The sequence below is a fragment of the Kangiella sp. genome (assembly GCF_014762745.1).
Classification (GTDB): domain Bacteria; phylum Pseudomonadota; class Gammaproteobacteria; order Enterobacterales; family Kangiellaceae; genus Kangiella.
This window is the reverse complement of record NZ_JABURJ010000063.1, coordinates 1-12910: the sequence shown is the minus strand read 5'-3', so window position 1 is coordinate 12910 and position 12910 is coordinate 1. Positions and strand designations below refer to the sequence as shown.

10 protein-coding genes are annotated in these 12910 nt (G+C 45.1%); 2 read left to right on the top strand and 8 right to left on the bottom strand.

All coding sequences use genetic code 11. The annotated features are described in order from the left end of the window. Window positions 1-39: 39 nt before the first annotated feature. The 8 genes from HUJ19_RS04760 to HUJ19_RS04725 all read right to left on the bottom strand — a co-directional run bounded on the left by HUJ19_RS04760 (window position 40) and on the right by HUJ19_RS04725 (window position 10588). The gene (locus HUJ19_RS04760; RefSeq protein ID WP_290622559.1) at window positions 40-234 is read right to left on the bottom strand and encodes a hypothetical protein; all 195 of its coding nucleotides are present in this window, start codon (window positions 232-234) and stop codon (window positions 40-42) included. An 84-nt stretch (window positions 235-318) separates the two neighbouring features. Next, window positions 319-1149 carry a hypothetical protein gene (locus HUJ19_RS04755; RefSeq protein WP_290622558.1) on the bottom strand — a complete coding sequence of 277 codons (831 nt, stop codon included), beginning with the start codon at window positions 1147-1149 and terminating at the stop codon, window positions 319-321. 426 nt (window positions 1150-1575) lie between these two features. Next, window positions 1576-2760, bottom strand: coding sequence for a 2-methylaconitate cis-trans isomerase PrpF (prpF, locus tag HUJ19_RS04750; RefSeq protein WP_290622557.1), 1185 nt, complete (start codon window positions 2758-2760; stop codon window positions 1576-1578). A gap of 478 nt (window positions 2761-3238) precedes the next feature. Beyond that, entirely contained in the window at window positions 3239-5830 is a 2592-nt protein-coding gene (gene acnD / locus HUJ19_RS04745; RefSeq protein WP_290622556.1) for a Fe/S-dependent 2-methylisocitrate dehydratase AcnD, read from the bottom strand. A 41-nt stretch (window positions 5831-5871) separates the two neighbouring features. Further along, a complete protein-coding gene (locus HUJ19_RS04740) occupies window positions 5872-6297 on the bottom strand; it encodes a hypothetical protein (protein WP_290622555.1) in 426 nt (141 codons plus the stop codon). A gap of 478 nt (window positions 6298-6775) precedes the next feature. Beyond that, entirely contained in the window at window positions 6776-7915 is a 1140-nt protein-coding gene (gene prpC, locus HUJ19_RS04735) for a 2-methylcitrate synthase (RefSeq protein ID WP_290622554.1), read from the bottom strand. 19 nt (window positions 7916-7934) lie between these two features. After that, a complete protein-coding gene (gene prpB, locus HUJ19_RS04730) occupies window positions 7935-8819 on the bottom strand; it encodes a methylisocitrate lyase (protein ID WP_290622553.1) in 885 nt (294 codons plus the stop codon). Between the two features lie 263 nt (window positions 8820-9082). Continuing rightward, complete coding sequence (locus tag HUJ19_RS04725) at window positions 9083-10588, bottom strand: fumarate hydratase (protein ID WP_290622552.1); 1506 nt, start codon at window positions 10586-10588, stop codon at window positions 9083-9085. 179 nt (window positions 10589-10767) lie between these two features. On the opposite strand from HUJ19_RS04725, the gene pabB reads away from it, so the two are divergent. Together pabB and HUJ19_RS04715 are read left to right on the top strand one after the other, a co-directional pair. Continuing rightward, window positions 10768-12195 carry an aminodeoxychorismate synthase component I gene (gene pabB / locus HUJ19_RS04720; RefSeq protein ID WP_290622551.1) on the top strand — a complete coding sequence of 476 codons (1428 nt, stop codon included), beginning with the start codon at window positions 10768-10770 and terminating at the stop codon, window positions 12193-12195. Then, window positions 12179-12748: a CoA pyrophosphatase gene (locus HUJ19_RS04715; RefSeq protein WP_290622550.1), complete on the top strand. Its 570-nt coding sequence runs from the start codon at window positions 12179-12181 to the stop codon at window positions 12746-12748. The genes pabB and HUJ19_RS04715 overlap by 17 nt, the downstream gene beginning before the upstream one ends. Window positions 12749-12910 lie beyond the last annotated feature (162 nt).

Below are 12910 nucleotides of genomic sequence, written 5' to 3'. Positions count from 1 at the left end.
AGCAACAATACTGGATTAACTATAAACCCGTGGCCAGTTTTACTTGACCACTACATCCGGCGCCACAAAAGGATCACGCGGACGCCCGCCCCACTCAACCTCATAAGCCTTCACCTCAAGCAAAGAAGGTAACGCATCAGATTCAGCCTTCTTCTCATCAGCCTGAGCAGAAACCGCCAAGAAACCTGAAAGGAATAAAGAAAAGATTAGATACTTAAAAGAAACGTGAAACATAAAGAACTCCTGTAATGAAACACAGTAGTTCAGTATAGGGGGAAATTAAGGAAGGAGCAAAGGTTGTAGTATTGAACTGCCAAGTCACGACAAAACATTAAATCCAACAACTACTAAAATGTTGAGTATCAGAGGAAGGATAACAATAACACCTATTTGATTCATAAAAGCTCTTTTCTTTTTTTGGCTCAAGTTTTTATGATTACCAAACATAAATTCGATCTTTGGCCATAGTGACACAATTTTTGTTTCTGTTTTATCCCAAAAAAACAGCATGAACCATAAACCAATCAACCAGACCATTAAGAACAAAATTATATATTTAAAAAAAGTAAAATTATCAAGCGTATACGCTAGCAAAAACTCTAAGGGGTTTAGATCATCATTTCTAATATTAGATTTATAACCAACCGCTCTTGTAGCTTCTACAAATAAGTAACTAATCAACCAACCAATATTAATAGCAACAAAATGCTTAATAAATTTCACCCAAAACTTAATGCTAGTAGACTGATTTTCAACAGCATCGATTACTTCCATTAAAGAATTAAAAGTAGAATCAACCCAATGCTCATCTCTTCCATCAACAACAACTGAGCTTCTATCATATGAAGAATCTGAAGCAAGTAGCAAAAGTTCAACCCTGGCAGACTGGTTACAGTAGAAAGACATTTGGATTTTTCTTATATGTTTAATTTCTAGTATCTTTTTTGTCGCCTCTTGTACTTTTTCATTCTCAAAAGAATAATGTTCGTTACTAAAACTCTCTATAAGAATTTCATATGATTTGATTTCATACTCAGATGTTACGAATTGCTCATAAATATTAAAGATAAGGTCTTCTAAGCGAAATATATCTTCCTTATGAAAAACTTTATTCTTAATTAGGTACTGTCTCTTTTTTTTCATATCCAAGCTTCATCCTATGTCGAGCATACAATATCCCATAATTGTCATCTAATGTTAAGATAAAATACATAGCATGATATTTGTTACGTAAACTATACTCTTACGGTCTGACTTTTACACTAACAGGCTTGAATATTACCCCTTTATATTGAGCTAAGACACGTACAAAATATAGCAATCAAAATCGTGGATGATTTTGATAAGAATTTTCAGCACAAGGATGTGATGTAAATTCTGGTGCGTTTAGTATTTTGGGAGTGGTGCAGGCAGTCACGCGAAGCGTGGCCTCAATATCGGGGTGGTCTTCTTTTGGTTACTTTTCTTGACCACTTAAGAAAAGTAACTCGCTGAGTAGCGAAACATTGAGTTAAGGAATGATTAAAGTCACAGGGTACCGTGGTCAAGCCACGGTACGACAGAATAAGAAGAATTCTAAAAACAATCGCCCGGTACTCTAACCCAGCCTTCCATAAGAACACGTGCACTACGGCTCATGATAACTTTTTTGGCGACCCAGTCATTGCCTTGCTTTTCGGTTTCGGCGCCGACTTTAAGCGTACCTGATGGATGACCGAAGGTGACGCCTTGGCGGTCTCCTCCACCTGCGGCGAGGTTGACGAGTGTGCCAGGGATGGTGGCTGCGGTGGCGATGGCGACGGCGGCTGTGCCCATCATGGCGTGGTGCAGTTTGCCCATGGATAAGGCGCGGACGTTAAGGTCAATATCATCGGCTTTGATTTGTTTACCGCTGGAGGATACGTAATCCGCTGGCGGTGCTACGAAGGCGACTTTTGGTGTATGTTGGCGATTGGCGGCTTCTTCAATGTCTGTAATTAAGCCCATCTTCACTGCGCCGTGGGCGCGAATGAGTTCAAACATAAGCAAGGCTTTGCCATCGTTATTGATCGCTTCTTGTAGCTCTGTACCGTTGTAATTAACTTCGTTAGCATTGAGGAAAATGGTTGGGATACCGGCGTTAATCATGGTCGCTTTTAATGTGCCGATGCCGGGTACTTCCAGATCATCAACCAGATTGCCTGTTGGGAACATGGAGCCTTCACCATCGGCGGGATCCATGAATTCAACCTTGACTTCTGCTGCTGGGAAAGTCACACCGTCCAATTCGAAATCACCGGTTTCCTGCACTTCACCGTTGCTGATTGGCACATGCGCAACAATGGTTTTTTCGATATTGGCCTGCCAGATACGAACCACGGCGACGCCATTGTCTGGAATACGACTTGGGTCAACCAGTCCACTGCTAATGGCGAATGAGCCAACCGCTGCGGTTAAGTTACCGCAGTTACCACTCCAGTCCACAAAAGGCTTGTCGATAGAGACCTGACCAAACAGATAATCCACATCGTGATCCGGTTTGGAGCTTTTTGACAGGATGACCGTCTTACTGGTGCTGGAGGTAGCACCACCCATACCGTCGGTGTGCTTGCCGTATGGATCAGGACTGCCGACAACGCGCAGCAATAATTTATCGCGTGCTTCACCCGGTACTTGAGCCGCTTCGGGTAAGTCGGTTAGGTTAAAGAATACACCTTTACTGGTTCCGCCACGCATGTAGGTGGCAGGGATTTTGATCTGTGGAGGAAACTTGTTAGGCATCGTTACACCTTATGTTATTAATTTGGTAGGGGCGTACCTGTGTGTGCGCCCGATTATTTTTTTAAAGTCACTGGACCCCGCGGTTAAACCGCGGGGTGACATAACTGTTGGTTCTATCGTACTCTCGAAGAAGTCAAGCGTCTTCGAGGTTTATGTCTTGAGTTAAAAACGCTGAAATTCGTTTCACTCATCACCAGCCTACGACAATATGGTAGGGGCGCACCTGTGTGTGCGCCCGATTATTTTTTAAAATCACTGGATCCCGTGGTCAAGCCACGGGATGACAGAGCAAAGAGCAGATTCTGACTTTCGTCAGAATGACATGCCTGTTGGTACTGTCGTAGCCTCGAAGGAGCAAAGCGTCTTCGAGGTTTGTGTATAGTGCTTTTCGTAGGTTGGGTTAGCCTTAGGCGTAACCCAACTTTCTCAATTACAGTCACTGGATCCCGCGGTTAAACCGCGGGATGACAGAACATTATTAAGCATTCCCACTCAGGAAATCTTGTGCGAATCGCTGCAACACTCCACCAGCTTCATAGATGGATACTTCTTCGGCGGTGTCGAGGCGGCATTTCACTGGGATTTCTACTCGCTCGCCATCTTTGCGGTGCATGATGACTTTGAGGTTTGCGCCTGGACTGACGTCACCTTCAACGTCGTAGGTTTCTGTGCCGTCGATGTTGTAGGTTTTGCGTGTTTCGCCGTTGGTGAATTCTAGCGGTAATACGCCCATGCCGATCAAGTTGGTGCGGTGAATACGTTCAAAGCCTTCGGCGACGATTACTTCAACGCCTGCAAGACGAACACCTTTGGCGGCCCAATCACGTGATGAGCCTTGACCATAGTCTGCACCGGCAATAATGATCAACGGTTGCTTGCGTTCCATGTAGGTTTCAATGGTTTCCCACATGCGCATTTCTTTGCCTTCTGGCTCAAGTCGCGCTAAGGAACCTTGCTTAACCGAACCACCTTCGTTGCGCACCATTTCGTTCAACAATTTTGGGTTGGCGAAAGTGGCGCGTTGTGCGGTTAAATGATCACCACGGTGGGTTGCATAAGAGTTGTAGTCTTCTTCCGGTACGCCCATCTTGTCGAGATAGGCGCCTGCTGCGCTCGATTTTTGAATGGCGTTGGATGGTGACAGATGATCGGTTGTGATGTTGTCGCCTAACACTGCCAATGGACGCATACCTTTCATGGTGCGCTCACCTGCCAATGCGCCTTCCCAATAAGGTGGACGGCGAATGTAGGTACTCATTGGGCGCCAATCATATAATGGACTGCTCTTCTCGCCAGTATCCACTTTAACATTGAACATCGGTTCATAAACTGCGCGGAACTGTTCTGGTTTAACGTGTTCTTTGATAATCGAATCAATTTCTTCGTCACTTGGCCAGATGTCTTTTAGAGTGACTGGGTTGCCGTCTTTGTCGGTTCCCAAGACATCTTTTTCGATATCAAAACGAATGGTTCCAGCAATAGCATAAGCCACAACTAATGGCGGTGATGCCAGGAAAGCCTGATCAGCATGCGGATGAATACGCCCATCGAAGTTACGGTTACCGGAAAGTACCGCAGTGGAATATAAATCACGCTCTTCGATTTCCTGTTTGATTTTTGGATCAAGCGCACCACTCATGCCGTTACAGGAAGTACAGGCATAACCGACCACACCAAAACCGAGGTTTTCAAGTTCTGGTAATAAGTTTGATTCTTCAAGATAAAGAGTTACCGCTTTCGAGCCAGGCGCTAAAGACGTTTTAACCCAAGGCTTACGAGTTAAGCCTAATTTGTTAGCGTTACGCGCGATCAAACCGGCAGCAATCATATTGCGTGGGTTACTGGTATTGGTACAGCTGGTGATCGCTGCAATGATACAGGCGCCATCCGGCATTTTGCCTTCTTCGGTTTCGATATGCTTGGCGATACCTTTGCTGGCAAGGTCTGACGTTGAAACTCGCGCATGTGGATTGGAAGGACCTGCAATGTTGCGACCTACTGACGATAAATCAAAAGTCAGCACACGTTCGTATTCAGCGCCGGTAAGGCTATCTGCCCAAAGACCGGTCTGTTTAGCGTAGGTTTCAACAAGTTTTACATTCTCATCATCACGACCCGTCAGTTTTAAGTAATCAATCGTTTGCTGATCAATGTAGAACATGGCGGCGGTTGCGCCAAATTCTGGAGTCATGTTGGAAATGGTCGCACGGTCGCCTAAGGTTAAGTGCGAAGCACCTTCACCGAAGAACTCAAGGTATGAGGAAACAACGCGTTCGTTACGCAAGAATTCGGTAATCGCTAATACGATATCGGTACTGGTGATGCCCGGTTGTGGTTTGCCGGTTAGCTCGACGCCGATAATATCAGGGAGACGCATGTAAGATGCGCGACCTAACATGACGCTCTCCGCTTCAAGACCACCCACACCGACGGCGATAACACCCAATGCATCAACCATTGGCGTGTGGCTGTCGGTACCGACTAAAGTATCAGGGAAAGCAACGCCGTCGCGTGATTGAACAACAGGCGACATACGTTCTAAATTGATCTGGTGCATAATGCCATTGCCCGGTGGAACAACATTGACGTTTTCAAAAGCGGTTTTACACCAGTTAATAAAGTGGAAACGATCTTCATTACGACGCTCTTCAATAGCACGGTTTTTCTCGAATGCATCCTTTTCGTAACCTGCATGTTCAACCGCTAATGAGTGATCAACGATTAACTGAGTAGGTACTACTGGATTGACTTTTGAAGGATCACCGCCCTTCTCCGCGATAGCATCGCGCAAGCCCGCCAAATCCACAAACGCCGTTTGGCCCAGAATATCGTGGCACACAACGCGCGCAGGAAACCATGGGAAATCCAGATCACGTTTACGCTCAATAATTTGCTTAAGTGAATCTGTCAGTGATTCAGGATCACAACGACGCACCAGGTTTTCAGCAAGGACTTTTGAGGTGTAAGGAAGTTTATCGTAAGCACCCGGTTGGATGGCTTCAACCGCTTCACGCGTATCGAAGTAATTTAAATTAGTGCCTTCAAGTTTCTTTCTGTAATTTGTGTTCATAAGTTCTCGTGTTTGTGAGCCTTTAAAGGTAAAGGCATAAATTAATCTACCTTCTCAATGTATAACTTTAATTTGAACTCTTCTCTTTCACCATTACTACCAGCCCAGCCATCCATTTTCATATATTCACCATTCTCATCATAGCCAACTATTATATCTTGGTGCTGGGCTTTCAATAGCGTTTCGTCATTACCAAGACTGACAACCTCAATAGGAATATTTTTTAATTCGGCATCACCCTTATAAAGCTTTATGTTATTTGCTTGAATATCGTATGTAATAGCAGATGTCATACCTACTGAAATTTTTAAAACATTAAAATGAGACTCTGGCAAATCTTTCTCCTGGTCTAATGTTTTACTTTCGTCAATAATCCACTTAGACATATACCAATTATCTGGCTTGCTGGCATTATTAGAGCAAGCAAACAAAAGGCTTAAAAATAAAGCTGGGATTAGTTTCTTCATATTTTACTTCCTTGGTCGTTAGATCCCACTCTTCTCTGGGATAATTTCTTTCTTAATATTATATTTTCTACTATGTGCATTAATGACAAGCTTGTTTGTTTTGCCATTACTCCTGAAAAACTTTATTCTTCAGAGCATTTAAAAAGAGCAGATCCTGAATCTAGTTCAGGATGACAAACCTGTTAGTTACTTTACAGTCCTGCGAGCTAAGCTCTCGCAGACTCTCTGCCTTTTAAAATGAATTTTTAGCACCAAGAGCAAGGCTTGAAATCAATTTATTTGAGGAAGTTTACAAGCAGTAAACGACGATAATAAATTGATTGCGTAACGCAGCTATTGGCGCTAAAAAACATTTAGACTTAATAAATGGTGTTGTGAAGGCGGCAAAAGCTAGCGAAAAACCGGAGGTTACCTAAAAGGTAATTGAGGATTTTGAGCTAGCTTTTAACAAACTTCACGGCTCCAGAGATTAAGTCGATTAACGTTTGTCGATTGGAACGAATTCTTTATTCTCCGGCCCAGTATAGTTCGCGCTCGGACGAATAATTTTGCCATCAACACGCTGCTCCATAACATGCGCAGACCAACCTGTAATACGCGAGATTACAAAGATTGGTGTAAACATAGCTGTTGGGATGCCCATTTTGTTGTACGAAACGGCTGAGAACCAATCAAGGTTAGGGAACATTTTCTTTTCGTCCCACATAACTTTTTCAAGACGCTCTGCAACGTCATATAACTTCATGTCACCCTGCTCTTCTGACAATTGTTTGGCGACTTTTTTGATCACTTCGTTACGTGGATCAGAGACAGTATAAACTGGGTGGCCGAAACCGATAACGATTTCTTTGCGCGCTAAACGTTCTTTGATGTCAGTTTCTGCATGGTCGGCACTGTCATAACGCATTTGGATATCAAGCGCTACTTCGTTGGCGCCACCGTGTTTTGGTCCACGCAATGCGCCGATGCCGCCACAGATGGCTGAGTACATGTCTGAGCCTGTACCTGTAATCACGCGGCTGGTGAAGGTTGATGCATTGAACTCATGCTCAGCGTATAGGTTCAATGAGATCTGCATGGCGCGAACCCATGAATCTGGGCATGGCTCGCCGTGTAATAAATGTAGGAAGTGACCTGCGATTGACTCTTCGTCAGTTTCAAGATCAATGGCAACACCATTGTGCGTAAAGTGGTACCAGTACAACAACATGGATGGGAAAGAGGCTAACAAACGATCAGCAATATCTTTTGCTTCGTTCATCGGCTGGCTTTCACGCTCTGGCAAAACGGTACCCAACATTGAACAGCCGGTACGCAATACATCCATTGGATGTGCGTTCGCTGGAATCAATTCCAACGCGTCCTGAACTAGCGCAGGAAGACCGCGTAGGGCTTTTAATTTACGTTTGTAGTTGGCAAGCTCGGCTTTGTTTGGCAGTTTGCCGTGAATCAACAAGTGAGCAACTTCTTCGAACTCGCAGTTCTCTGCTAAATCTAGAATATCGTAGCCACGGTAATGTAAATCATTACCGGTACGGCCTACAGTACACAATGCGGTATTTCCTGCCGCTACACCAGACAGTGCTACGGATTTTTTTGGTTTTGGTAAATCTGACATGGTTAACTCCTAGTCTATTTTATTTCTTTTTGGCTTTTTCTTGCGCGAATAATTCATCGAGCTTTTGCTCGTATTCGTGGTAGCCAAGATAGTCGTATAATTCTTCACGTGTTTGCATGATATCAATCACGTCGCGCTGATGTCCTTTAGCCAAAACGTCTTTGTAGAAAGTTTCGGCGCCTTTGTTCATGGCACGGTATGCGCCACAACAATATAAAACGATATCGACACCAACACCTGCTAGTTCGTCACAAGAGAACAAGGGTGTTGCGCCAAATTCTGTGATGTTGGCGAGGAATGGAGCTTTAACGTGCTTACGGAAGGTTGCATAGTCTTCCAGCGAGCGCATGGCTTCCGGGAAAATCATATCGGCACCAGCTTCGATACAGGCATTGGCGCGGTCAATGGCAGACTGCATACCTTCTACTGCTAAAGCATCGGTACGCGCCATGATGACAAAGTTTTCGTCGGTACGCGCATCAACGGCAGATTTAATTCGATCAACCATTTCTTGTTGGCTGACGATTTCTTTGTTGGGACGGTGGCCACAACGCTTAGTCGCCACCTGATCTTCCATGTGGAAACCGGCAGCGCCAGCTTTGATTAATGCGCGAGTTGTGCGAGCAATGTTAAATGCACCACCGAAACCGGTATCAATGTCGACCATTAATGGCAATGAGCAGACGTCAGTAATACGACGAATATCAACCAGCAAATCTTCAGCAGTTGAGATACCAAGGTCCGGCATACCTAATGAGTTGGCAGCGACACCACCACCTGATAAATAAATGGCTTTGTGACCAATTTTTTCAGCCATACGAGCGGTATAAGCTGTGATGGTTCCCATTAATTGTAGCGGATGGTTTTCTTCGACCGCTTTACGAAATTTTAAACCTGCACTCATAATATAAACCTTATTGTTTCTTGTGGTGCGTTACTATGCACCTTACTTTTTTACTCAAAGAGCAGATCCTGATTGTCATCAGGATGACATGTCTGAGGAACGGTGCGTCGCGACGCACCCTACATATTTCATTTCATTTGGCGTAGCGAGCGATGGAAAGACAAGGCGCAAAATAAAATTTAAGTGCGGATTTTACTAAGTCGTAAATGACAAACTTAAATTTTATTTTTAACGCAGTATTTCCAAGCGCAGTAGCCAATCCGTTAACTCGCTAACTTAACCTTCCAAACCGCCGGACCAGTCTTGTGGACGCTTTCACCTTCAGAATCCACAGCCACGGTCACTGGCATGTCTTTAACGTCGAATTCATAAACCGCTTCCATTCCCAGTTCTGGGAAGGCGACGACTTCTGAATGTTTGATCGCTTTGGAGACCAAGTAAGCAGCGCCACCGACGGCCATTAGGTACACAGATTTGTGTTTCTTTATGGCTTCTATGGCTTCATCACCGCGCTCTGCTTTGCCGATCATACCAAGCAAGCCAGTTTTATCGAGCATCATTTCGGTGAATTTGTCCATTCGGGTTGCAGTTGTTGGGCCGGCTGGGCCTACCGCTTCATCACGCACTGCATCAACTGGGCCGACGTAGTAAATAAATCGATTGGTGAAATCCAAGCCTTCCGGTAAGCCTTCACCTGAATCGAGTAAATCTTTAATCTTTTTATGCGCTGCATCGCGGCCGGTGAGAATTTTGCCATTCAGCAATAAAACCTGCCCCGGTTTCCAGCTAGCCACTTCTTCCGGCGTAATATTGTTCATGTCTACGCGCTTGGCATCTGCTGCAGCTTCGTACTCCATATCCGGCCAATCTTCGATTGACGGTGGAGTTAGCATAGCAGGCCCGGTGCCGTCTAATGTGAAGTGAATATGACGTGTTGCCGCACAATTAGGAATCATAGCAACCGGCTTAGAAGCTGCATGAGTTGGCCAGTCTTTGATTTTGACATCCAGCACGGTGGTAACACCGCCCAGACCTTGCGCACCGATACCGAGCTTATTCACTACTTCGTAAATCTCGATACGCAGTTCTTCCACGCGGTTACTCGGACCACGCTTCAATAGCTCCTGCATATCAATAGGATCCATCAAGGATTCTTTGGCCAGTACCATCGCTTTTTCAGCGGTACCGCCAACACCTATACCAAGCATACCCGGTGGACACCAGCCCGCACCCATCTTAGGCACAGTCTCTACCACCCAGTCCACAATTGAGTCGCTTGGATTGAGCATCACAAATTTGGATTTGTTTTCAGAGCCACCGCCTTTCGCAGCGCAGGTCACTTCAACTTTATCGCCCTTAACCATCTCAACGTGCACCACTGCTGGCGTGTTGTCTTTAGAATTAAGGCGTTTACCTGCTGGGTCCATAAGAACTGAAGCACGTAATGGGTTATCAGGATTCAAGTAAGCGCGACGAACACCTTCATCAACCATTTCCTGAATGGTCATGCCACCTTCAAAACGCGCGTCCATCCCTACTTTAACGAAAGCGCAGGCAATACCGGTATCCTGGCACACAGGACGATGGCCCATGGCAGACATACGAGAATTGACCAGAATCTGCTTCATGGCATCTTTTGCCGCAGGGCTTTCTTCTTTTTCGTAGGCTGCGGTTAACGCCTGGATAAAATCTTTGGGGTGGTAGTAGGAAATGTATTGAAAGGCATCAGCAACACTTGCAATAAAGTCTTCTGCTTTAATGGTGGCCATTAAGTCTCTCCCGTGGGCGGCTCAGTCAGAATGAGTAAATTTGTGCTTCGCTATACAAGAAGCAAACAAACCTCTAAAATCGGCAGAACATTATACAGGCTGGCAATGGCGTTTCCCAAATTTTGGACGCTAATTATTCAGATTTAGCCGTCAAATTGACTCTTTTTTAATCTATCTGCATGAAAAACACACAAAACACAGCTCAATTTGTTGAATTTCCTTACCGAGACCCAGCAGCCATTCGTAACCTCTTCTCCTGGTTCGCTGACGAGCCGTGGGCCTTATTGCTGGATAGCGGCAAAACCACTCACCAGGCTGCCAGATTTGATCTAATTTTAGCCCGCCCACGAGCCATGATCCGCTTCAGTGATGGGCATACTGACATTACTGGCCTCGACATCAGGCCAACTCATCAGCCTTTCGAAGACTTGCGTCAGTTTTATCAGGCAGGTCTTGATGACTACCTGCCATTACCCAAAGAACTATCGCGCCTGCCCTTTCATGGTGGTATTGCTGGATACTGTAGTTATGACCTCGGTCGCTATGTTGAAAAAATTCCGACCATTGCTGAAAAAGACATTCAATTGCCGGAGATGGCTTTTGGTCTGTATGAATGGGGCTTTGTCAGTGACCACGAGCATCAGAAATGTTACCTGCTTAAGTTTTCTGATTATTCCGAAAGCTATTGGGAAGACATTATTCGTGAGTTCGAAGGCTATTACGAACAAGCTGAAAAAACGAGCTTCGAAGATTTTCAATTAGCCGACAACTGGCAGTCCAACATGAGCCAGCAAAGCTACACTGATAAATTCCAGAAAGTACATGACTATATTCATGCTGGTGATTGTTATCAGGTCAATCTGGCCCAACGCTTTAAAGCGCCTTACACAGGCCATCCCTGGAATGCTTATCTGAAATTAACCGAGCACAATCAAGCGCCATTCTCGGCTTACATGAACCTCGAGCAACAACAGATTCTTTCTGTCTCGCCAGAACGTTTCATTGAAGTTAAAAAGCAAAAACACAAAAGCCATGTCATTACACAACCGATTAAAGGCACCCGTCCACGCTCAAAAGATCCGGTTGAGGACGAACGCCTCTCTGATGAATTGCAAAATAGCATTAAAGATCGTGCCGAAAACCTGATGATTGTTGATTTGCTTCGCAATGATATTGGCCGTAGCGCAGCGGTGGGTTCTGTTAAAGTAACTAAACTGTTTGAGTTGCAGACCTTTACTTCAGTTCATCACCTGGTCAGTACCATCGAAGCTGACTTGGCTCCGGAAAAAGATGCCATTGAATTGTTGAAATATTGCTTCCCTGGCGGTTCGATAACTGGTGCACCGAAAGTTCGCTCAATGCAAATCATTGAAGAGTTGGAACCACATCGCCGCAGTATCTATTGTGGCTCAGTGTTGTATTATGACTTTAGAGGTATGCTGGATTCGAATATCGCTATCCGCACACTGGTCACTGAAAATGATACGATTTACGCATGGGGCGGTGGCGGCCTGGTTGCTGACTCCGAAGCGGACAATGAATATCAGGAAACGCTGCATAAACTGAGTAAAATTCTACCTGTATTAAGCAATGATCAAACTGATTGATATCGAACAGGCACTGCAACGTGCGAATCAAATCACTCCAAAAGAAACCACACTCAGGCCAAGCGCGGTTCTGGTGCCTATTGTTGAGCGTGAGCAAGGCCTCCAATTACTGCTCACTCAACGCTCTGACCATCTGCGCCACCATGCGGGTCAAATCAGCTTTCCCGGCGGAAGCATGGATAGAACTGACCGGGACCTGATTCATACCGCTTTGCGTGAAACCCATGAAGAAGTGGGTATTCCCGATCAGCTCATTAATGTCCTCGGTAAACTCCCACTGCAACCAACCATTTCCGGTTTTATGATTCAGCCCGTAGTGGCTCATATTCAGGAGCATTATGAAATGCGTCTGTGCGAAGATGAAGTCGCCGACGCCTTTGAAGTGCCGCTGGATTTTGTCATCAACCCAGCCAATCAAAGCCACTCCTATCGAGATTACCGAGGCAAGCGTTATTCGGTTTACTCCATTCCCTATCAGAAGCGCAATATCTGGGGCGCTACGGCCAATATTATCGTTCAGTTTGCTAAGCTAATCCGTCCTACCGACTTTTGACCTTAACTCAATAACCTGCGCTTATATCGCTAGCTGGTCTGATTAGCTAGCCATGGCAACTGACTGCTAGAGCGAGTACAATCAGGCTATTAATTTCATATCGATTTTTTGAGGTTTCACCTTGGCAATTAGCGTTTTTGACATGTTCAGCATTGGTATCGG